Raw genomic sequence first — 22989 nt, 5'->3', positions numbered from 1 at the left:
TGACGTGTTTTTCTCATGATACACCTCGACCTGTTTTGTTGTATTTATAGTAACAGGTCGCTGTTATGTTGTGTCCACTTATTATCCTAAACTCAAACTGCTCAAAAACACCCCCAAACCGCCAAATAACACCTGTACGGTTCGTTAGAATTTTTTCGAACTATTTTCGAGGCAAATAAGCCCCGTACGGTTCGTTAGAGAATTCGGTTCAGCTCAACACTTCCTCCTTCTTCTCCCCCGACCCAAGCATACTTCCCAGCTTCTGCACCGGAACACTACAGAGAATAAGCAGCGCGGCGAGGCCGTCCATCAGCGTCAGCCGCTCGTCGAGCAGCAGCATGATAAACACCAGCGTGACGAACGGCGTAAAGAAAGTGAAGCTCGCAATGAGTGAAGCCGGCGAATAACGCAGCGCCCGGAAATACAAGAAGAAGCCGAGCACGATGTTGCACATGCTTAACCAGAACACCCCGCCGAAGTCGACCAGCCGAGGCAGCATGAGGTTCGAATAAACAAACAGTCCACCCGCAGACAGCACGAAAGCCACAACCGTGATGAAGAAGGTGCTGATCAGCATATCCTGCTTGTTCTTCTTCACCAGATTAGTGAACAATCCCCAACTAACTGCCGCCAGAATCGCCAGTACGTCGCCGATCCAATTCGTCAGTTTCATCGATGAAATATCCCCTTTTGTCATGAGCAGCACCGTCCCCGCGAAACCCATGAAGACGGAGAGCAGCTTGTATCGGTTCATTTTCTCCTTATGGATGGGGATCGCGAAGATGACAATAAAGATAGGAAACAAATAATTCAGCATCGATGCCTCGACCGCCGGAATCCGATCCAGCGCTTGAAGATAGAGCGCATCATACAAGAACGCGAACAAGCCGCACGACGCAATTAGCGCCATTTGGCGCCATGACCACAAGCGCAGCGTTCTCCATCGCACTTTAACCAACACGATGCCGGCGAACACGACAACCCCGATTCCATTCATATAAAATAACACCTGATAGCTGTCCAATTGGCCCAGCACCAGCTTACTTACTGCCGCAACGGAGCCCCACAGCAGCAGCAAAATCGGCATGAGCACATAAGGGCTCCGCGATAATTCAGACTTCGTCTGACTGACTTGCATCCTGCTCTACTCCCCATCCCCATGTTTCTTAACGGCGTTCAAACCGGCAAATCATCAGCGCATTGCCTTCGCAATCTTTGAAGCTGAAACAGGCATGATCGCTATATTGCTTAATAGGCTCCGGACCCACGCCAAGCTCTGCCAACCGTCGATGCACCTGCCGAAGATCAGCCGTATCAAACGTGAATGGCGCCTGTAATACAGGCCCCGCGTCACCTTCTGATTGTAGCAAATGCATGACATAACGACCATCAATGGCAAGCTCCACGAACGAACGGTAATCATAGGCGGTTATTGTAAATCCGAGCGTGTCGCAGTACCATTTTGCCGCAGACTCCAAATCCTTTACATAGTGCATGACTCCGATGATTTCTTGCTTAATTAATGGCTGCATCTGCTTCATCCACCTCGCCTGATTATTTGACAACCCCGTACTTGTTGCCATCCGGATCGTATAACGGGAAGCCGCTAATGCCATCATCATAGTGGACGATCTCCCCAATATCGGCCCCCTTATCCTTTAAGTTACGGTAAGCCTCTTTCACATCGTCGGTATGAAAATTAAAATATTGCTCGACCTGGTAGTCGTTCTGCGGAAATGCATGCTGCACAATGTTATACGACTTCACGAGACAGAACATGATGCGGTGATCATTCATCATCATAACGGTTGCCCTGGGCTCATCCCTGCCTGTTATCTCGAAGCCCAGCATCTCCGTATACCACGTCGTGGAACGCTCCAAATCACTCACCGGGACAAAAATCCCTACGCCATACAAAGCCGGTTTACTCATCTCATTGTTCCTCCTGCTTCAATTGATTCGTTCTGAAAGGCGTCGACACCATCAAGACATGGCCATCGGGATCTTTAAAATAAAACCAAGCTTGCCCTCGGACCACCATGACCCGGTCAATCGTGATACCAGCCCCGGACAGCTCTCGATAGCTGCGGAACATCGCCGTCATATCGGCTTCGCGGAACGCTCTTACGAAAGATTCGAACAACTCCGTGCCTGACTGCCGACGCATGGCCGTCTCATTCGGAGATCCTGTCGCTGTCTCCAGCCAGTGAAGCTGCCGTTCTGCTGCCTTCTTCAACCGCGTACGCGCTCGGTGGAGCACCGCTTTGATCGCCGTTACCGGCTGCCCCAATGCCCGGCCAGTCTCGGTTGGGGAGAAGCCGAATACATCGGTCAGAAGAATGAGCACCACCTGTCTCGGCTCCAGCGCATCCATTAAATATTCGAGCGACTCTCGCACATCATGACGATTCCATTCGGAGTAGGCCAAGTCGTTATAGTCGGCCAGAAGCTCCGGCAGGAAGGCGATTTTGCGGCGGCGACAGCTATCAAACCACGCATTGGCGGCAATACGGTACAGATAGGGCTTGCTCAGCTCGCGCTCCGGCCAGCGGATGAATCTGCGATAGGCTTTGAGCATCACCTCTTGAAACAGATCCTCGCCGTCCCAGGCTGAACCGGCTAGTTTACCGCAATAGCGGAGCAGCTCCGATTTGTACGGTGTCGTCTGCCTTTCGAATGTTTCGTCTTTGTAGGTTGTCATGGGCGGTTAACCGTTGCGGTATTTCTGCTTGTGAGGATAGTAAGCCGAATTCGGCAAATCTTCCACGATGCCGATGAGGTTGCCGTCCGGATCGAGGCAATCGAAGAAACGGGTTCCGCTCGCATCCTCCACAATCGGCAGCACTTCCGCCCCTTTCTCACGAAGCGAAGCGTGGGAGTATTCGATATCAAAGGACTCGAAATTATAATACGGAATCCGCACCCCTCCTCCCGCATCGAATTGCGTCGGTACCGGGCGCTCTACCTTCCATAGATTAATAAACGTCGCCTCACCCGGAAAAGCAAGTCCTGTGCAGCAGTCCGACAGATCGATCGTCTCCAGATCAAACATCCGTATGTACCACTCCGTGGAGCGCTCCATATCCGTTACAGGAATAAAAATACCGCTAATTCTGCTTACACTTCGTTGCATGAGACTCCCTCCCAATTGGAAATTCGCTACACCTATCATAACGTGGTCAGAAGGCGCACAGATACGGGGGCAGAATAATATTTTCAAAAATGGTACTCGTAACATTTTCAGCAACTCTATTGAAAATTTGCATGTGCTATTATAGAATAAATATTACTGATAATGATTATCAATACCATTTAGTCCGAAGTCGCACCGATTGCATCTATTGCCGGCGGCGCTGTTTACTACCCACTATTTAAGGAGGCATTTCCATGAAACAGCCCAACATCGAAGAATCACGCGGGAAGTACATCGACTTTATCGAAAGCCGCAAATCGCTGATTCTCAGCACCCAAGACGCAGAAGGCACTCCTTTCATCAGCTATGCGCCGTTCGTTAAAGTAGACGGCAAACTGTACATCTACATCAGCCGTATCTCCGATCATTATCGTTTTGTAGAGAATAACGAGCGTATTCACGTGATGTTGATCAATGACGAGTCGGCTACGCCGAATGCTTTTGCCCGTGAGCGCGCTCGCTGGGTATGTGAATCGCAGAACCTCGGCAACGAAGGCCATGAAGCGATCTTCTCCGCATTCGATGAGAAGTTTGGCGACAAAATGATGACGATGCTGCGCGGACTCGACTTCTCGCTGTTCGAGCTGACCCCATCGGCAGGTCGTTATGTGGTTGGTTTCGGACAAGCATTCGAGGTCGATCTAGCCGGCGACCGTTTCGAGCATGTTGTCGTAGATCGCAAAGATAAATAATATGAGGACGGTGTAAGCATGAGTTATGCAGCGGTTGGTCCAATCTGGCGCGTTGTCCGTGATCGGTTTCAGAAAATGGTTCAAGGCTTGACGGAAGAAGAGCTTAGACTGGCGATGACGACAGAATCCTCTTCCATCGGTCATATGATTCGTCATAACGCCGAGGTTGAATATATGTTCGCGGAGTGGTTCTTCGGTGCAACGGTTCCTGAGGGAACGGAATACATAGCAAGCGGTCAAGGCGGCGCGAAGAATGAGCATGCCCTTACGCTGCAAGAGCTTATCGCGTTCTCTGCGGCAGCAGATGCTTTCCTGACGGAAGCGATGAAACAGCTAAGCGATGACGCTTGGGATACGATCGTCGAATCGAAGATCGGACCGTCCTCACCGCGCGAAGCGCTGGGCCGTGCCATCTACCATACAGGACTGCACGCAGGTCAAATCGGACTTATTCGTAAACATGCACCGCAGCCATCGTCAGCGCAAATCATACATTAAAGAAGGCAGGTCCTCGTGTGGAGGACCTGCCTTTGTCTTATCAGCCGAGCTTAGTGACCTTTGCTCTTATTATCCGCATTGTCTTGATTGTCTTTGCTGCCTTGATTGTTTTGATTGTTTTGATTGTTTTGGTTGTTTTGGCCGCCGCCTTGGCTTCCGCCCTGCGAACCACCGTTATCCTTGCCCTGCTTCTCAGTGCCTTCTTGCTGCGACTTCTCTTCGACTTGGCCTTTCTCTTGTCCTTGCTCGGTACCTTGTTCTTGTTTTTGCTCTACACCGCCGCCTTGGCCACCGCCCATGCCGCCGCCTTGACCGCCGCCCATGCCGCCGCCTTGACCGCCGCCTGCGCCACCACCAGCACCGCCGCCTGCGCCGCCTCCAGCACCGCCGCCTGCGCCGCCACCAGCACCGCCGCCTGCGCCACCACCGGCACCGCCGCCTGCGCCGCCGCCTCTACCGCCGCTGCGAATACGTTTGACTCCTTTGCCCATGCCTCTGCTCTTCGCCTTCATCTTCACGCCTGATTTCTTAGCATCGTAGGCGTAAACGATCGACTTCAGCGTACGTTTATCTACGTTGCCGGTCATCGGCAGTCCGTGCGACTTCTGATAATATTTGACACCGCGAACAGTCAGCGCATTATAGCGCCCGTCGATCGGTCCGGAATAGCTGCCTAATGATTTCAGCATCCCTTGAATAACGTAAACATCCGGCCCCCGTGCCCCTTTTCCAATAGCCGAGCCGACATTTGGCGCACCAACAAGAAGGGTTAGCACCAACAAAAATGATCCAAGAAACTTTGCAGCCGATCTCAAGGATTTACCTTTAGATCCATGAGAACGTTTATTTGCTTCCATGTAACAAGACACCTTCCTTTTGGATGTAGTGAGCATGATTTGCCACAGCCCTTACTATACCCAATACCTATTTTCCATTATGCTTCTTCGGGGTAAAGGTTTGTCTGTTTCGTACAGCTGCTTGCTTATAACGGGTAATTCTTAAACATGCCAAGCGATTGCGGTGCCGTATATGTAAAGCCGAATTTCTGGTATAATCTGTCTGCCGGTACATCGGCGAGCAAGCTCACATACGCGCCGGCCGGCGCATGAGCATCCATATCATTCATCAGTTCTGTCATGATCTGTTTGCCCAAGCCTCTGCCTTGAAATGCAGGATCAACGGCAATATCGACCACTTGATAAAAACAGCCGCCATCGCCAATGATTCTGCCCATTCCAACAAGTCTTCCTGAGACCCGCAGCGAAACCGCATAAATAGAGTTCTTCAGCGCAATGCTTGCTGCTGCCTCGTCCCTCGGACTTAAACCGGCAGCTAAACGCAAGGCAATATATTCACTCGCCTCAGGCGCAATTTTAACGATTACGACTGTATCCAGCTCATCCGCCCCTTCTCGTTACAAATTTCTCGACATTATATCCATCGCACACTTGAATCATGCAATGCCCCTGCATCCGGCTGCCATGCAGCAAAAAGGAGGATTCTCGTTATGATCCACAACCGCTCAGTACCAACTAACCAAGTATTGCCGCATCTTTACTATGAGAATGTCGCTGAGGCGCTGACTTGGGTAAACCAAACCTTCGGATTTCAAGAACATTTCCGCTTCGAGCTTCCGAACGGGCAGCTGCATGGAGCGATGATCTACCTCGGTGATGTATGGGTCATGCTGAAGAGTATCGACCAGCTCACAGCCAGTCCGATCAAGCTTGGAGCAGCGACACAGTCATTAATGCTCTTCGTGACCGACATAGAAGAGCATTACAATCATTCAAAAACCGCCGGAGCACGCATTGTCGAGGAGCTCTTCGAAACGGAATACGGGGAGCGCCAATATGCAGCAGTGGACATTGAAAACCACTTATGGCTCTTCTCACAACATGTCAAAGACGTGGACCCCACAGCATGGGGAGCCACGTTGGCTGCTCGTTCATAACCAAGAAAGCCGGGTGCTCTCATGAAGAGAAGCACACGGCTTTCTTTATTTTGTGGATCGAATTGACATTGGAGACCATCTCCACTAAAATTTGATTAAGTAATCAGTTTTTTGATTAAATGCTCAGCACATTGATAATCCGTATAATAAAAAGGAGAATGTCCAATGAACAAACCCATCAAAGAAATCCCATCCTCAACCGGCTGGAGATCGCTCCCTCTAAACACACTGGGTCTGCTCGCTGTATTAGCCGGTATTGCTTACCCACTGGTCACCTGGCTGATCTTCCGAAATTCATGGGATTCCCCTGACTTTCATTGGTATGAATGGATCACCCCGATCGCGCTTCTGCTTGGCGGTGCCATGAGCTGGCTGGCGGCAGTGATGCTGTTCATCCGCAATGCAGCAGGCCGCGATGTGCTGGAGCTGGCGATTGCCATCGTGCCCATTACACTTGCGATACGCTTGCTGATTGTCATCGTTGTGTTCATCGGAACAATTGCACGCAGGCTTCTCGATGGATCGGTTGTCGATTTTTTCAAGGATCTGGAGGTATCCTCCGGGAAATTGCTCATTAATATCGCACTAATCTTGGTTATAATTACGCTGATCCTCATACGTACCAACGCGAAATCCAAATCAACACCACCGAAGGAGAACAAGGATGACTGAACGTAAGGAGGGCGAGAAGCAGTCGTTCATAACCGAAGCAAGAAGGACGCAAATCATGAACGCGGCCATCACTACGCTCGATGAGATCGGTTATGTGAATGCCAGCCTCGCCCAAATCGCTAAGAGAGCCGGTATCAGCACGGCGCTTATTTCGTATCATTTTAAAGACAAGAACGATCTGATGGACCATACGCTGATGATGCTCGTTCAGGAATCGTCCTCCTATGTGCTGAATAGAACGGCCACCGCGGCGACTGCTACGGAGAAGCTTCGTGCGTATATTTACGCCAGCATTGCCTATCAAGGCACTCGGCCCCAACATAACACGGCGCTGATCGAAATTGTATTTCACGCACGGACGCCGGATAATGTGCCCTATTACAAGATTGGCGACGACGAGGACGATCCCATGCTTGCCCGGCTCCAGCAGATCTTGTTCGATGGGCAAGCAGCAGGCGAGTTCTGCGCGTTCAACGTCCTCATCATGGCAAGCACCATTCAAGGCGCCATCGGCGAGTATTTGGTGAACCCGAATCTAATCGCGCAAGTGGACATGGAAACGTACAGCGCTGAGCTGGTACGTACGTTTGAACGCGCCATCCTCGCTTCGCCATCCGCGTGATGGAAGGCAACGAATAAACGGCTGCACGGGATGAATGCCATCCGGTGCAGCCGTTTTCTGTTAAGGCATGCTATTGACCATAATAAGGACCGGCTTCTCGGCAACGTTCACGGTTACCTTGCCTGCGGATATCGTAAGCGACGAGGCATTGCCCGTACTGCTCTCGTTCAGCTGCACCAAGGTAGCGGATGTCGCACCGCTCACGGTGAGCTGATAATTCGAGACGACCGTGTTGTTGCTTGTAGGCGCCCACACGACATAAGCACCAGCTCCTGTTGTAGGATGCTTGATTTTATAAATGAGCACGTTGCTGTTGCCGGATGCTTGCTCGCCATTGAATCGCATGCCGGTCAAGCGATTCTTCAACGTGTTGATATAATACCAGGCCGGCTTCTTCTGATACTGGGTGTAACCTGCAGCTGTGTATTGATTAATGTCGCAGCCGGACCAAGCCGAGCAGAAGTAAGTCAATCCTGTTGTCAAATCCCACTGCGACGAGAACGGATTGGAATCGCGGATCGCGTAATAATGCATGCGATCTACGCCTGCCGCTAGTCCAGCCATGTACGCACGAATCGTCCACATGCCCTGCACCTCTAGGCTGCTGTAAGGACCAATCGGAGGTGCATACATCCAGTTGCCCGCTTTGGTCCCCCATCCGAATTCGGAGAACCAAACTTCCTTATCGGGTTCATTCGTATCGCGCCATGCCGTTAAGGCTTGCAATCTGCCTTTCAGGTTGTCGGCCTCCGGACTAATGCCGTTGCCCGAGCAGCAAGCGGCCGAGCTGCTGTAGTGATGGACGTTAATGACATCAAGCGGCAGCTTGCCGTCTTCACGATTAGCCGAAGCCCAGGCCTTCATGCCATCCAAGAAAGGAACATCAATCTGGAACAAGCCGCCCATAACCATGCGGGCAGTCGGATCTGCGTTCTTCACGCCAAGCTTATCGGCGTTCGCCATGCTGCGGCAATTGGCGTCGAAGTCCGCGCTCGACATCGCTGCGAGCTCTGCCGGCGAGAATTGCGCGGCTGCGCCCATCCAGTTCTTGTCGGGCTCATTCCAGTTCTCAAAGTAGCGTACCGAATTCAAGCCGCTCAATCTTGGTTGATCCGGCGCTAATTTGAGGTTCGCATCCGGAACCGTTTGACTGCCATAGCGGGCAACAAACTGGTACATATGCTCGGCTTTGGCCACATACGAATTCGGGCTCGTCGTACTTGCCCCTGCCGGATAAACCGGCTTATCTTCATGCCCCCAAGCAATGAAGTTCGGCGTTTGCCAGATGACCGGACTGACATCTATGCCTGCTGCTTTATGCGTGGCATAGACATTGTCGAAGTTCCATGGATCGCCGGAGTAGCTCGGATTAAACTTCAGCAAATTGTTCGGATAGGGAGCGGAGTTGGTTTCATCCCATGGCCAAGGGTGGTATTCGCGCAAGGCGCCGCCTACGCTCTGAATATCAACCGGTACATCATTAAATCCATTCACGCCAAGGAATTTATCCACGGTATGTTGAACTCTCGGTGCGTAAGGCCCGCAGTTTGCGCTTGGAGCCGAGGTAGTCGCGTTCACGACATTGGAGAGCGCAGAGATGAGCCCGACATCATCGGTTGTCTTCATGGCAAAATAATAGAGCACCTGCGGCTGAAGCCCCGTTACGCTGAACGATTGCGCAGAACCCGGCGTTCCCGGAATAGGCTCATTATTAGCCTGCGTCGCGTTGCTCCAATTGCTTGCTGTAATTGGCGCCGTGCTGAAACGAACATCGTAGGAAGAGGCATAACCTGCCGCACCGTCATCCCCCGGCGCCGTCCACTGCAGCGTCACCGAGGTGGAAGATACGGTTCCTTTGGCCAGATTCGTGACAGCGCCAGGAGGTGTTGTATCCGGACCGCCGCCCCCGCTCGCTGTGCCGTAGAGCACGATTTCAGCCATTTTGGCATCCAGAGAGCCCATGGTCAATCGAAGGTAACGGGTATTCACGTTAACAGCATGCGGATTCCAGACCAGATAATTCGTCAATCCATCCGTGAACAAGGAAGTCCAGATGCCGGGCGTACCTGAAAATACCCCATAACTTCCCGAACCTTGGTGGTCGTACAGATAGATATGGCTGAGCTGATAGGATTGACCCAAGTCAATCGTGACACTGGCGGGATAAGAACTCGGATTCCAGCCCGGGTGCCAGTACGTAGCCGGATTACCACCCGCTCCGCCTAGCGGATTTCCTGCCAGCGTCTGCTCATCTACCAGAAGCTCCGCGCTGCCTAAACCGGATTCATTGGTGAGCATCGCCGGGGAGAGCGTGATCTTCGTACCCGTGCCTCCGCCTCCGCTGCTGGACGTGGTGATGCTTGCAATATTGGATAGGGCCGATAGATTAGGAACCTCATCATTCGTGCGAATAGCAAAATAATAAGTCGTGCTTGCCGTTAAGCCCGTAATGCTCATGGACTGGCTGGTACCCGAAGCAGCAGGCATCGGTTCGCCGCTCACTTGCGTGGCACTGCCCCAGTTAGCCGTTGTAATGGTTGATGTGCTGTAGCGTATGTCGTAGGAGGAGGCGGTACCTGTGCTTCCATCATCTCCCGGGGAAGTCCAACTAAGGGTAGCCAAGGTGGTAGTAGGCGAGCCGGCAGCCAAATTCGCTACTGCAGCAGGTGCGGTTGTATCCGCACCGCCCGAGCCCGAAGAGCCATAGATCACGATTTCAGACATCTTCGATTGATCGGTCAGCATCGTCACGCGGACATAACGCGTGGATACATTCACAGCATGTGCGTTCCACGCCAAATATCCGGTTAGCGGATCGGTAAAGAGCGGCGTCCAATTCCCCGGCGATCCTGAGGATACGGTATAGTTTCCTGCACCTTCATGGTCAAACAAATAGATGGCGCTCAAGGTATAGGACTGGCCCAAGTCGATGTATGCGCTTGCAGGATAGGTGCTGGCCGTCCATCCCGGATGCCAATACGTGTTCGTGCTGCCTCCTGCACCTCCAAGCGGGTTGCCCGCAGCACTCTGTTCATCCACCAACATGCCGGCTGTGCCTAATCCGGATTCATTCACGACCATGGATGCTGTCAGCGTGAGCTTCGGGTCGACCGCGTAAGCCGTATTGGCCGGTCCCAGTGGAGAGAATACAGTCAGTAAGGCAAGACACATGATGAGTGTTGCGGGCACTAACCTTCGGATTCCATACATAAATGACCTCCTCCATTCTCAATGTGCGACTCTTACAAACGTTGTCCCCCTCTCTAAATCCCATTATATTCCTATTTTCCCGAACTAAAATAATAGGATTCCCACTATTCTTGCCGTATGATTACTTCTTTCGTTTCCCTCATAATATAAACAAATACTGGTATATGGAGGGGTGGCATGCTCCGACTCTTGATTGTCGACGATGAACCCATTATCGTACGCGGACTATGCGAATTGTTCGAGGAATTGGCACCTGAAATGAGCTTGGATGTCTATGGCTCAGACTCCGCGGATGAAGCGCTGGATTGGATGAAACGGATTCGAATCGATATTATTGTGACCGATATTCAGATGCCGGGGAAGAACGGAATTGAGCTGCAAGCGATTGTCAGAAACAACTGGCCGCGCTGCAAAGTGATCTTCTTGACCGCTTACACCGATTTCGCTTACGCCCAGTCCGCGCTTCGTAACGGCAGTGTCGATTACGTGTTGAAAACAGAAGGCGACCGCCCCCTTATTCAAGCGGTGCGAAGAGCCTGCGAGCAAATCAAGCTCGATATGGATCATACGAGCTTCTTCGAACAGGCCAAGCTGCAGTACAGGGCATCCCTTCCCATTCTTCAGAAAGAGCTGCTGCTGAACATGTTTCATGGTCATAAACCCGCTCCCCCCTCAGCGGATTCCTTATCCGAGCTGCACATGCCCGTAAATCTAGCTGACCGCTTCTACCTCGTGATGGGCAGAGTGGATCAGTGGAACAAACCCTATTCCGGACCCGATCGCACGCTTCTCTTGTATGCCGTAAACAATATTGCCGATGAGCTGCTCAGACATAAGGCAAACCTAATGCGTGTTCAAATCGAAGCAGACCGCTGGTTATGGCTCATTCAACCGAAGGAGTCTGCCGAACAAGAATACGATGAGAACCGTATCTCATTGGCTGCATTTATCCACGGAAATATCGAATCCGTACAAATACATACGAAAGAAATGCTGAACCTGCCCTGTTCCTTCATCGTGCAATCCACTCCGATTACATGGTGTCATGCTGCTGAAACCTTTGATCAACTTCAGCGCAAAATGAACCTGGGACTAGGCGCAGACGACGAGATGCTAATGATCGATGTCGAACAGCGAAGACATGGACTGCCCTCTTCCTCCTTCTCTTTAAACGCCTTTCGGCGCAAAGTCACCGAGCTTGAGACCCTTCTCGAGAGCGGCCAACATGAGCTTTTTCAGTCGCAGCTTCGCTCCTTGCTTCATTCGGTAACCGCAACCCGGCCCCATTCACAGAGCACTACTTATGAAATCTATTATCTGCTCGCCCTTATGATGATCTCCTGCTGTAATCGCATCGGCATGTGTGATGACGATCTTCCCTCCATGGATATGGAGCTGCTGTTCCACATGAAGGGTCTCTCCTCCTGGTCGAAGCTGGAAGCGATGCTCTTGCAATTCTCGCAACGATTCCTGCGCTTTAAAGACAAGCTCCGCACCAAACATACGCATGTGATTGTCAGGAGCATTCACACTTACATCCAGCACCATTTATCCGGTGATCTCTCCATCACCCATCTATCCGAAATCGTACACTTGAATCCCAATTATCTGTCTCGGCTCTTCAAACAAGAGAGCGGCGAATCCATTACGGCCTACATCTTCAACCTTCGAATGAATCGTGCCAAAGAGCTGCTGCTGCTGGACCCCTTGATTAAAATTCACGATATTGCCCATGCCGTCGGGTTTGAATCCCCTTCCTACTTCACGCGCATGTTTAAACGTGCAGCCGGTCTGGCTCCGCAAGAATACAGAGATACGGTGCTGAACTGAAGAAGGCCGCAGATGACCAAAGACGAGAAATGGCGCCACAGGTATGAAACCTGTGACGCCATTTTGGGGCCAGCCCTTTTGGCGAGTACTGTGACAGCTGACCGCGCTTTTGCACGGTAGAATGGTCCATCTGACTGACGTTCCCCCCGGAAAGTGTTGCAGTTTATGCAACAAAAGCGACTTTTTACAGTAGAATCTACGGAAATGTTGCGCATAATGCAGCATTTCCGCCCAAAACGCCCCCTGGGCGCTCCATCTCTACGCAAATGCTGCCTTTTGTGCAACAAAAGTGGCTCCATCGCCCATTGGAGGGAGTAATGTTGCCTTTTATGCAACAATCGCGGGGTTTGTTGATGCGCCTCATGCTGAGTGTGGCCGAGTGCATCACCTGAAACGAGGCTTCTCCATTACATAGGACTTCCGCCCGTCAAGAACAGCAGCTGTTCCTTCGTCAGAGACAACGTTCCGGCCGCGCAGCTATCCAGCATATATGCCCGCTTATTCGCTCCGGCAATCGGGAAGACCGGAATCGGCTGCGAAGTCAGATAGGCGAGCGCGATGCGCGAGGCCGTTGTACCAAGCTCCTCCGCAAGCTGCTTCGCGCGATCCAGCCGGTCGAAGCTGGCATCGTTGAAATAATGCGCTTTGACAATATGCCCGCTGCCGCCCATCTGAATGTCCTGCCCTCTGAAGTAGCGTCCGCCAAAGAACCCGTTCGCCTGCGAAGAGAAAGGCACAACCGCCATGCCGATCTCCTTGTAATAGGCGAGCGACTTCTCGTCCATGATCGCAACGGTCGGATCCGCAATGATCCCCTCGTTGAGCACCGCGAGGTTCCACAGAGGCTGGCTCGCCGCGAAGCTCGCAATCCCTCTGCGCTCTGCATATTGGCGTGCTTCCTCGATACGCCGGGCACTCCAATTCGAGCAGCCGAACGCGCGAATCTTGCCTGCGGCCACTTGTTCATGCAGCGTTTCGATAATTTCCCCTGCGGGAATCGACGGGTCATCTCTGTGCAGCCAGTACAAATCAATATAGTCCGTTTGCAAATGCCGGAGGCTCTGTTCGAGATCGTGAATGATCTCTTCCTTGCTTAGCCGGGACACGGACATCGAGTGCAGATCCGGATGGCCGCCCTTAGTCGCGAGGATGATCTTGTCTCTGCCGCCGCGCAATTGGAGCCACTCCCCGAGCGTACGTTCACTCGTGCTCTTTCCTTTGCCAAGCCAATCCTCATAGACATTGGCCGTATCCAGAAAATTGCCCCCGAGCTCCGTGAATAGATCCAGCAGCTCCATAGCCTCTTCCTTCGGCAGTGTACCGCCATAAGCGGACGTTCCAAGACAGATAACGGAAGCCTCGAGCGGCGTTCCCGGTATGGTGCGTTTATTCATCCTCACTGCCTCCCCATAATCCGTCGCATGTTACTCCGATGATCGAATTGCTGCTTTCTCCCGATATTCCTGAGGAGAAAGAGTCGTCATTTTCTTGAAATAGCGGGAGAAGTAGCCCGGATCCAGCCCGATTCGAAGCGCAACCTCGCCAATCTTGAGCTGCGGGTCGCGAAGCAGCTCCTTCGCTTTGGTCAGCTTCAGCTCGGTGATGTACTCGGATAGACCGCTCCCCGTCAGCTGCTTGTACAATCTGCACAAGTAGCTGCTGTTGAGTCCCACCAGATCCGCCAATCGGGACAACGAGAGATCGCCTTCAATATGCTCATGGATATAGCCATGAAGCTGGTCGACGACCTCATTGCTCTTCGCTGACTTATCCTGATCGAGCAGCGCGAAAATCACTTCGGCCGTACGTTTCAAATAGTCGCCTGCCACCTGCCAAGACACATGTCCATCCAAATGAAGCAGCCGATTAATGGGAAGCTTGTTGGACACGGCCTCGTAAACGCCCCATCGATTCATGTTTGAAAGCAGCAAAGTCGCGATCATATAATACGTTTCCTGCACGATGCCGTACGACCGCCCGGCTGTTCGCCCTAAGATGCTCTCCAGCAGCTGCAAGAAAGCTTCCCGATTGCCGCTGTCAAGCAGGGTTCCCAGCTGGTTGAGCTCGCTGTGCCAGCGGGAGATGCTGGTCTCCGAATCCGGATCCTCCTCCTGCTTCTCGTAGAGCAGCATGCGATCGCCTTGTCCGAGCCCCCGAATAAGCAGCCTATTCAAACGTCCGTAATAATCCGGCAGCTCGTCCCAAGCAATCTCCTGCTCCGTCGAGGCTAGCGAAATCGGCACACTGAGCAGCGATTCGCATTGATTCTGAATAAAGTCGAGTGATTCCTGAACGAACCGCGCTGGAACTTCACCATCCACTTCGCTTCCACCTACTTGAATGAACCAGAAGAAACGTGAGCGATCGCTCATCACGGGGACGAAGGCACCCGCATGGCTGACCACTTCTTCCGCGATATTCTGGACGGCGTACAGGAGCAGCTCCTTGTCCATGGCGGAATACTTCTCATCCCAGCGGTCTACCCGGCCAATAACAAGCATGAACGGTCGGTCCGCCCGCAGCCCGAGCTCCAGCTCTTGAAACCGCTTGGCTCTGGTCGCATCGTCGGCAAGCAGCTCGCCTTCTGCAAGCTCGGTCAGAAACCCCCTCTGCAGCAGCGGCTGTGCCTGGCGCATACGGAGCTGCGCTTTCTCGATCGAGACTTGCGCATGCTGTTCACCGTTCATGCCCGCGATGACATTGGCTACGGCAAGCACGATTTCCTCTTCATCGTCCGTCTTGAGCAGATACCCTGCGCTTCCCTGACGAAGAGCCTCCTGCACGTACGAGAACTCATTGTGCCCGGATAGGAAAATCACTTTGCAAGCCGGCCATCTGCGCCGAATGTGGGCGAGCAGCTCAAGCCCGGTCATGCCGGGCATGCGGATGTCGCTAAGCACGATATCGATTCGCGTCTGCTCCAGCCGTGCGATGGCGTCCATGGCCGAGCCTGCGCAATAAATATCCAGCTCGAGATGCTCCGCTTCCTCGAACAACTCCTTCAAACTCGAGACGATATACGGCTCATCATCTACAATTAATAGCCGGTGCATCATGATTCCTCCTTTACCGGAATGTAGAGCTCGACTTTCAGCCCTCCGAGCGTCTCGCTGGTCGTTACGCGAATGCCGCTTTCTTTGCCATACATCAATTGAAGCCGCTTGTGCACGTTGATCATGCCCGTAATTTCGAGCTGCGCCTGCGAGTGGCTCAGCTTACGGTTCAAGGCGTATATGTCTTCCTCGCTCATCCCTTTGCCGTTATCTTCGATGACAACGGTTAGCAAACCGCCTGCTTGCATGAACCCAATGTGCAGCCGCCCTCCGGCTACAACATCCTCCAGCCCATACTTATAGCAATTCTCGATAATCGGCTGCAAGGTCAGTCTCGGCACCAGCAAATCCGCGTAATGCTCAGGCAATAATTCAATATCGATATGGATGCGGTCCTCAAACCGGATCTTCTGAATTTCCAAATACGATTGGGCAAAAGCCAACTCTTCTCGAAGCGCAACCTCGTCGGAAGCATCGCGCGTAATGAATTTGAAATAGTTGCCCAAGTGCTTCGTGAACGGCTTCAGCTTCGGATAATCCTCTACCTTCACCATCCGGTTCAGAATGAAGAAGGTGTTATATAGAAAATGGGGATTGATCTGCGCCTGCAGCTGCTTCAGCTCCGAGCGCTGCGAACGGATTTGCTGCTCGTACACTTCTTCAATCAATACGTTCACTCGGCCGATCATCGAGTTAAACTGGCTGTACAAGTATTCGAATTCATCGCGCGTTGAAGGTTCCAGACGCACATCAAGCTGCCCTTTCTCCACTTTACGAAACGTTCGGACCAGCTGCTCAAGCGGCTTATGAATGACGCGGTAAATCCAATACGAGAAGAATAATACGATAATGAACGAAGTGAGCGACAGCACCCACAGCCACACGTTATATTTGGCAATTGGCCCAAGCGCATTCTTCACAGGCATGTACATGACGAGCGTCATATCGAAGGAAGACTCATGCTCCAAGGTAAGCAAATACGATTTCCCTTCATAATCAACCGTATCCATAGCGGTCACTGTGTCGCCTTTCACGAGGCTCTTCGCAACTTGCCGTATATGTTCAATCAGCTCGGAGTGATCGTCATTCGTAATCGACCAAGCAAAGTCAGTGCCGAATAAGATCGCCTGCTCGTCTTGAATATTGCTAAATTGCTGCAGCTCCTGCCGGATGGCCTTCTTCGAGATTTCTTCGTTTAAGAAGAAGGTGAGCGAATCGGGATACCCCATATCGGGGTATTTCTGCGTGATGAACAGACGATCCTGCCACGACTGGACAATGGGATGGATGCGGTCGGATTCATCAATTAAGGTCTTCAAATACGCTTGATCCGCGGAATCATAATTGTTCTGCGAATTGATGACCTTATCAAGACTCGGTATATAGGCATTAAAGCTGGCAATATAGTTACTAGAGTTCTTCACAAGCGCAAGTCGCTCCTGCAGCCTGATAATCGTCTGTGTCCGTTCGTTATCCGACATGATTTCACTGGCTACGCTCAGCTTCTGCAAATCGCGATCATTAATGAAATCCCACTGCAGCCGCTGTATGCGCTCGAACTCCACGACGAGCGATTGAATATAGAAGTGGACTCGGCCTTTCATCGACTTCGTAATTTCATCGCGGACGCTGGCAGCGCCCCACTGATTCAGATAGAGGCTTATCGTGTACATCGGAATGATGACGAGCATGAAGGCAATGACGAGCTTGCCGTAGATCGGGATTCGGAGCTTGGCGGTTCGTCTCAGCGGAATCGACTCCCTTTCGGATCTTAACATTTGGCTCATTATAACATGCCCTCGTGCTTCGCCATCGCCATCACTACTCCTTCACGCTTCCAAGCACGATGCCTTTGACGAAGAAACGCTGCAGAAACGGATAGATTAACAGAATCGGCAGCGCCCCCATGAAGATCTGGGCAGCTTTGGACGTGCGATCCGACACCTGTGCGAGGGAATCGAGATCTTTCGCCGACTGCATCGCCAAATCAATCTTGATGACGACCGTGTGCAGATAGCTCTGAAGCGGATAATTCTCCGGACGATGCATGAAGATCAGCCCGTCGAACCAGGAATTCCAGTGGTGCACGATAGTAAACAGCACGATCGTCGCAAGCGCAGGCATAGACAGCGGAACGAACACTCTCCACAGCACCGTCCACGCGCGAGCGCCGTCCACGAATGCAGCCTCCTCCAGCTCCTTCGGCAATCCTCGGAAGAAGTTAAGCAGCAGGATCACATTAAACACGGGCACGGCGCCGGGGATGATCAGCGCCCAGATGGTATCCATCAAATGCGTCTTCGACACCACGATATAACTCGGGATCAAGCCGCCGCTGAACAGAATGGTCAGCACGAAGAACCAGGCATAAACCGTACGGTATTTGAACGTCCGGACTTCCTTGGACAGCGGATAGGCCAGCAGAATGGTCAGAAACATATTCACGAGCGTGCCAAGGGCAACCCGTTCCAGGGTAACGAAGAAGGATCTCGAGAACTCCGGTTTGTGAAGCACGTATTCGTAGGATTGCAGCGTGAAATCGACGGGCCATAACACGACGTCGCCTGCGGCAGCCGCAGTCTTGTCGCTAAGCGAAATCGCGAATACATGAAGCAAAGGCAGAATGCACAGAATGGACAATCCGATAAGAAACGTATAATTGGCTGCTTGGAACAGCTTGCGGCCGGTCGTTAATTGATAAGACAAGTTCGCGCACCTCCTAGAATATGCGATAGTTGGCCAAACGGTAGGCGAGTAGATAGGAAGTCGATATGAGCACGAACGAAACGAAGGATTTGAACAATCCGACTGCTGTCGCAGGTCCGAACTGCGCCTGCTCAAGCCCAAGGCGATAGACCAGCGTATCAATAATATCTCCGCTTTCGAATACTTGCGGGGAGTAGAGGTTGAAGATTTGGTCAAAGCCGGCATTCAGCACATTGCCAAGGCTTAATGTCGTCAGCAGCACGATAATCGGCACCATGCCCGGCAGCGTTACATGCCAGGTTTGCTTCCAGCGGCTCGCACCATCCACAACTGCCGCTTCGTAAAGTACCGGATTAATAGAGGTGAGTGCGGCCAAGTAGACGATCGTGGAGAAACCAAATTCCTTCCACAAGTCGCTGATGACGACCGTAAAGGGGAACCACCGATTATCACCGAGAAAATAAATCGGCTCTACGCCGAAGAGGCCAAGGATGTGGTTGACGATGCCGCTCGATGGGGACAGAACATCGATCAGGATGCCGCCAAGGATGATCCAAGACAGGAAGTGCGGCAAATAGATAAGCGTTTGAATGCCCCGCTTGATGGCGGTCTTGGTCACTTCATTAAGCATGAGCGCGATGAGTACGGGAAACACGAGCCCCGCCACGATTTTCATAACGGAAATGTAGATGGTATTCCAGAGCACGGTTAACGTCTCCGGCATATCCCACACATACTGAAAATTGTCCCAACCGGTAAACTCCGAGCCGGAGTAGCCGAGAGCCGGGATAAAATGCTGAAACGCCATGACAATGCCGAGCATCGGGCCATAGCTGTAGATCAGCACGAGAATGACACCCGGAAGCAGCATCAAATGAAAGGGCATCTGGCTGATTCGATTCTTAACCATCGCGGTCCCTCCGTCTTTCGTATGTCGTATTTGGGGTAGAGGAAAGAAGAAGAAGAAGAAGGATAGGAAGATCACTATCGTTCTTCTTCTTTGTCTTCTGAGCTATTTACTTGCTTTGCTGCGCGGCCCACTCGGCCACTTCTTGCGTAATTTGATCGCCGCCAAGCTTCTTCCAGTCGGCTACGAATTTGTCGAACTCCTCGATTGGCGAGCCTAGGATGATTTTGGTGAACACTTCTTTTTGCATTTTATCGAGCGTCGCCATTTTCTCCGCCATGGTCTTCGTCTTGGAGCCGTAGAACTTCGTGAAGTTGATGTTCTGCTCCTTGTTCTGATAGATGCCGTCCAGTACGCTATACGCGCTTTCAGTACCGAATACTCGCACCGTTCCCCACGTTGTACGGTCTCCGCCTTGGAAGGCAACGATTTTGTCGTAATAGCCTTTCTCCTCCGGATTGAGCGGTGTTGCATCCTTAGAGTCGAGCGCGCTAATCACTTTCTTATAGTGGCCGTAGTTTCCGATCGGGTCGGAGCCTTTGACCATCATGACGTTCTCTTTGAAGTGCGCATATTCTTTGTCCCCTACGATTTCCGTATGGAACACTTTCGGATCTGCTTTACCGCCGTAGAGCTTCTCTTGGCTTATATTCAGCAGCTTGATGAGCGCTTCAGGGTGCTCCATCTTCTTGCTGACAACCATGTACTCATTGAATTCCAAAGCGCCGGTGTATTGAACCGGTTTATCGGTAGCGGATATGCCCGGAAGCACGACCCAATCCGCATCGGCATTCTTCGTTACGCTATCTTGCAAGGGCCAAAGCGGATTCCACAGCGCACCGAAGTTAACGCCGATTCGGTTATTGGCATAATCCTCGCCGACCTTGCCGGAGTCCTTCACGCCGAATTCGCGATCGATAAGTCCCTTGTTCTTCATCTCTTGCAGCTTAAGCAGCGCTTCTCTCACTTCCGGCTGAATACCGCCGTAGCCGATCGTGCCGTCTGCTTGCGTAACCCACGTGTACGGCTGCGCGCCGAATGCGTTGAATACGCCAGTCGCTTCCGCAACTCCGTTCTTGTACAGGTCCTTCGTCAAGCCCATACCGAACGTATCCTTCTTGCCATTGCCGTCCGGATCTTGGTTCACGAAAGCATCCATGACCTTCTCGAGCTCCGCCCACGTCTTAGGCGCTTCAAGGTTCAGCTTCTTCAGCCAGTCTGCACGGATGTACATCAAGGACACGCCGCCCTCGAATGAGCCTTCATCCGGCGGAATCGCCATCAGTTTGCCGTCGAACGTCGCGGAAGCTTTGGCCAGCGGACCCATTTCGATCGATTTCTTCGTCAGCTCGGACGCGTATTTGTTATAGACATCTGTTAAGTCGGCAATCAAGTCGGCATCCACCAGCTGCTTCAATTGCGCGCCGTTTACTTTCATAATGTCCGGAATATCCCCGGAAGCGATTGCAACATTGAGTTTCTCATAATATTGATCCGATGGAGCGATCCAATCGTATTTAAGCGTAATGCCCAGCTCATCCGCGTAAGCTTTGGTCCAGTTGTTGTTCTCAAAGTCGTCGCCTTCTTTGAACGCCATGGATGGATCTTGGTCACGAATGGCCGTAACGGTAATCGCCGGATCATACTTTGCATTAATGTCGATCGTTTCTTCAGCCGCATTGGCCGAATTGTTGCTGCCTGCAGCAGGTTCGTTTGCCGCATCGCTACCGGACGTGTCATTCGATTTGCCGCATGCTGAAGTAAACACGACCATGGTCATTACCGTCAACAGCAAAACGTGTTTCATAGATTTCATCTTTGCAACCTCCCGTTTATATATACGCTGTCCTTCTTGCTGCTTCATCATATCGAACTCACCGGGAGGCGAAAATATGAATGTATTGACATGAAATGACCAATCTTTACTTTAGTAAACGAAAGAGTATGGAAGTCAATACATTCCTTATCTAGCGGAACAGAATCGGCTTCTTAGCTAGGGCATCCTGCTTCGCAGCCTCGCGAATCGGACGATAGATCGGTAAGAATTCGTGCTTATTCTTCTCATCCCGATAAACCGCGTTTCCGAGTGGTGTAAGCGTAGAGCCGGCTTGAATGGATGCAGCGTCGACGTCATGCGGCCCATGAAGAAGAAGCGCGCCATGCCGGAGCGTAACCATTGCCGGACCCTCGGACTCCTTGCTGCTTTGGATCGGGACTTGCTGCAGCTCGATGTCGAAAGAAAGCTCAAGCTTCACCCCTGTTGCAAGAATCACCGCGGGAACTTCAATAAACCCGTTACTCAGCACGGCATCATTCACCAACGCACCATTAAGGCGAAGCGCCGCTGAACCCGCCACGGAATAGCTTGGCACGAATAGCCTGATCGTCTTCTGCGGAATGGAATACGGGCATTGAACGACGGTAAGTGATGCATAGCCTTCATATGGGTAGCGCGTCTCCAACTCAACTGACACCGTGCCTTCTGCAAACGAAAGCTCCGCTTTGTTAGCATGATAGAAGGGCACCGTTAATTCGTCTTCTCTCAGCCAGTAGCTGTATTCCGCGGCTCGTGAAAGCCCCTCTCCGCCGCGCATCGTGCAGCACCAGTATGCTTCGTATACATTCTCGAGCGCGTACAGGGAAGGCTCCTCTTCACGCGTACAGCAATCGCAGCCGAAGCCGCCGTTCTCGCGCTGACCGTGGCTGATCGCGTTGTAATAGATGAGATGCGCCGTCTCCAGATAGTGTGGATGATCTGTATATCTCCACAGCTCTACGGCAGCTACGAATGAGTCCACAACTGCGCAAGGCTCTGTCCACCATGGGCGGTTGAACCAGTTGCGATTCGCATAATTCTCCGTCTTGCCCTCGTTCAAATATAAGGAATATATAGACTCCGCCGCATGCAGCAGCTTCTTGTCCCCGCTCATGCCGTAATAGCGGAGAATGCCCCGCAGCGCCGATAACGTCGCATGCGTCTGCGCGTTGATACCCGCAAGATCGATCGCGAGGAATCGCTCGATCATCTCTTGGACGGTCGCTTCGAGCTCCGGCCATTGCAGCAGCTCATAAGCATGTGTCGCCCCATCGAGCATGATGAAGGCGCAGCCGATGTCCGTCGACAGGTACCAGTCGCGAACCGTCTTGTCGGCGAGCGTGCCGGACGCTTCGCCGCCCTCCGCCCGCTCGGACGGATCGGTCGGATAATGAGCGAAGTGGCTGTGGGCGGGCAGCAGCAGGTTCTTCACGATGCGCCCGATTTGCTCCAGCACCTCCGGCTGCCGCTTCCAAGCGTACAGCTCGCACAAGGCACGCAGAAACCAGCTGTTGCCGGAGAGCTGCTGCTCATCGGTAATCCCCTCAGGCAGAATATTCCCAAAATAGCCAAGTCCATTCAAATAGAACGGCACCTTCGCTAAGATCGCGTCCAAGTGGACGGCATCCTCGCCTGTTGCGCGGGCGGTCAAGATTTGAGCGAGCAGCGTTCTGCCTTCGTTATCGCCCGGCCAATCATAGCTGGACGGCTTAAAGACTTCCTCCGGGCTATATAGAGGGTCTGCCAAACGAGCCGCATTCGCTCTTAAACGATCCAGCAAATCCCCTTGCACGGCGATCTGTTCCAATTGGGCTGTATTTCGAATCATCCCGATTC

21 protein-coding genes are annotated in these 22989 nt (G+C 52.2%); 6 read left to right on the top strand and 15 right to left on the bottom strand.

Going from position 1 to position 22989, the window contains the following annotated elements:
* Positions 1-208: 208 nt before the first annotated feature.
* From BLW29_RS23520 to BLW29_RS23500, 5 genes are read right to left on the bottom strand one after another with little or no spacing between them, the layout of a single operon-like run.
* The gene (locus BLW29_RS23520) at positions 209-1138 is read right to left on the bottom strand and encodes a DMT family transporter (protein WP_090984162.1); all 930 of its coding nucleotides are present in this window, start codon (positions 1136-1138) and stop codon (positions 209-211) included.
* Between the two features lie 28 nt (positions 1139-1166).
* Positions 1167-1532 (bottom strand): VOC family protein, encoded by a 366-nt coding sequence (locus tag BLW29_RS23515; RefSeq protein ID WP_177186792.1) that lies wholly within the window; start codon positions 1530-1532, stop codon positions 1167-1169.
* A 22-nt stretch (positions 1533-1554) separates the two neighbouring features.
* The gene (locus BLW29_RS23510; protein WP_090984159.1) at positions 1555-1932 is read right to left on the bottom strand and encodes a VOC family protein; all 378 of its coding nucleotides are present in this window, start codon (positions 1930-1932) and stop codon (positions 1555-1557) included.
* A 1-nt stretch (position 1933) separates the two neighbouring features.
* Complete coding sequence (locus BLW29_RS23505) at positions 1934-2701, bottom strand: sigma-70 family RNA polymerase sigma factor (protein WP_090984157.1); 768 nt, start codon at positions 2699-2701, stop codon at positions 1934-1936.
* 6 nt (positions 2702-2707) lie between these two features.
* Positions 2708-3133: a VOC family protein gene (locus BLW29_RS23500; RefSeq protein WP_090984156.1), complete on the bottom strand. Its 426-nt coding sequence runs from the start codon at positions 3131-3133 to the stop codon at positions 2708-2710.
* 254 nt (positions 3134-3387) lie between these two features.
* Here BLW29_RS23500 and BLW29_RS23495 point away from each other — a divergent pair, with 254 nt between their 5' ends.
* Together BLW29_RS23495 and BLW29_RS23490 are read left to right on the top strand one after the other, a co-directional pair.
* Positions 3388-3885, top strand: coding sequence for a HugZ family pyridoxamine 5'-phosphate oxidase (locus tag BLW29_RS23495; protein WP_090984154.1), 498 nt, complete (start codon positions 3388-3390; stop codon positions 3883-3885).
* Positions 3886-3903: 18 nt separating this feature from the next.
* Positions 3904-4383, top strand: coding sequence for a DinB family protein (locus tag BLW29_RS23490; RefSeq protein WP_090984152.1), 480 nt, complete (start codon positions 3904-3906; stop codon positions 4381-4383).
* A gap of 50 nt (positions 4384-4433) precedes the next feature.
* Here the strand turns inward: BLW29_RS23490 and BLW29_RS23485 are convergent, their stop codons facing one another.
* Positions 4434-5240: a peptidoglycan-binding domain-containing protein gene (locus tag BLW29_RS23485; RefSeq protein WP_177186791.1), complete on the bottom strand. Its 807-nt coding sequence runs from the start codon at positions 5238-5240 to the stop codon at positions 4434-4436.
* A gap of 125 nt (positions 5241-5365) precedes the next feature.
* Positions 5366-5725 (bottom strand): GNAT family N-acetyltransferase, encoded by a 360-nt coding sequence (locus tag BLW29_RS23480; RefSeq protein ID WP_371264781.1) that lies wholly within the window; start codon positions 5723-5725, stop codon positions 5366-5368.
* Positions 5726-5890: 165 nt separating this feature from the next.
* Between BLW29_RS23480 and BLW29_RS23475 the strand changes: the two genes are divergently transcribed.
* The 3 genes from BLW29_RS23475 (at position 5891) to BLW29_RS23465 (ending at position 7631) form a co-directional block, all read left to right on the top strand.
* On the top strand, positions 5891-6337 hold the full coding sequence (locus tag BLW29_RS23475) for a VOC family protein (RefSeq protein ID WP_090984147.1): 447 nt from the start codon (positions 5891-5893) through the stop codon (positions 6335-6337).
* Between the two features lie 165 nt (positions 6338-6502).
* A complete protein-coding gene (locus tag BLW29_RS23470; protein ID WP_090984144.1) occupies positions 6503-7009 on the top strand; it encodes a hypothetical protein in 507 nt (168 codons plus the stop codon).
* Entirely contained in the window at positions 7002-7631 is a 630-nt protein-coding gene (locus tag BLW29_RS23465; protein WP_090984142.1) for a TetR family transcriptional regulator, read from the top strand. Before BLW29_RS23470 ends, BLW29_RS23465 begins: the two co-directional genes overlap by 8 nt.
* A 60-nt stretch (positions 7632-7691) precedes the next feature.
* Here BLW29_RS23465 and BLW29_RS23460 read toward each other — a convergent pair whose 3' ends face one another.
* The gene (locus tag BLW29_RS23460; RefSeq protein WP_090984140.1) at positions 7692-10841 is read right to left on the bottom strand and encodes a discoidin domain-containing protein; all 3150 of its coding nucleotides are present in this window, start codon (positions 10839-10841) and stop codon (positions 7692-7694) included.
* Between the two features lie 177 nt (positions 10842-11018).
* On the opposite strand from BLW29_RS23460, the gene BLW29_RS23455 reads away from it, so the two are divergent.
* A complete protein-coding gene (locus BLW29_RS23455) occupies positions 11019-12671 on the top strand; it encodes a response regulator (protein WP_090984138.1) in 1653 nt (550 codons plus the stop codon).
* Positions 12672-13078: 407 nt separating this feature from the next.
* On the opposite strand, the gene BLW29_RS23450 is transcribed toward BLW29_RS23455, so the two are convergent.
* The 7 genes from BLW29_RS23450 to BLW29_RS23420 form a co-directional block, all read right to left on the bottom strand.
* Positions 13079-14065, bottom strand: a complete 987-nt coding sequence (locus tag BLW29_RS23450; RefSeq protein WP_090984136.1) for an aldo/keto reductase — start codon at positions 14063-14065, stop codon at positions 13079-13081.
* A 30-nt stretch (positions 14066-14095) separates the two neighbouring features.
* The gene (locus BLW29_RS23445; protein WP_090984134.1) at positions 14096-15727 is read right to left on the bottom strand and encodes a response regulator transcription factor; all 1632 of its coding nucleotides are present in this window, start codon (positions 15725-15727) and stop codon (positions 14096-14098) included.
* On the bottom strand, positions 15724-17511 hold the full coding sequence (locus BLW29_RS23440) for a sensor histidine kinase (RefSeq protein ID WP_090984132.1): 1788 nt from the start codon (positions 17509-17511) through the stop codon (positions 15724-15726). The genes BLW29_RS23445 and BLW29_RS23440 overlap by 4 nt, the downstream gene beginning before the upstream one ends.
* A 34-nt stretch (positions 17512-17545) precedes the next feature.
* Positions 17546-18430 carry a carbohydrate ABC transporter permease gene (locus tag BLW29_RS23435; protein WP_090984130.1) on the bottom strand — a complete coding sequence of 295 codons (885 nt, stop codon included), beginning with the start codon at positions 18428-18430 and terminating at the stop codon, positions 17546-17548.
* A 13-nt stretch (positions 18431-18443) separates the two neighbouring features.
* Positions 18444-19340: an ABC transporter permease gene (locus tag BLW29_RS23430; protein ID WP_090984129.1), complete on the bottom strand. Its 897-nt coding sequence runs from the start codon at positions 19338-19340 to the stop codon at positions 18444-18446.
* Positions 19341-19446: 106 nt separating this feature from the next.
* Entirely contained in the window at positions 19447-21153 is a 1707-nt protein-coding gene (locus tag BLW29_RS23425) for an extracellular solute-binding protein (RefSeq protein ID WP_177186790.1), read from the bottom strand.
* Between the two features lie 151 nt (positions 21154-21304).
* Positions 21305-22981, bottom strand: coding sequence for a glycoside hydrolase family protein (locus BLW29_RS23420; protein WP_090984125.1), 1677 nt, complete (start codon positions 22979-22981; stop codon positions 21305-21307).
* Between the last annotated feature and the right edge of the window lie 8 nt (positions 22982-22989).

The sequence above is a fragment of the Paenibacillus sp. CF384 genome, from assembly GCF_900106745.1.
In the GTDB taxonomy this organism is placed as follows: domain Bacteria; phylum Bacillota; class Bacilli; order Paenibacillales; family Paenibacillaceae; genus Paenibacillus_Z.
The sequence above is the reverse complement of the archived record's forward strand: the minus strand, read 5'-3'. Positions and strand labels throughout refer to the sequence as shown.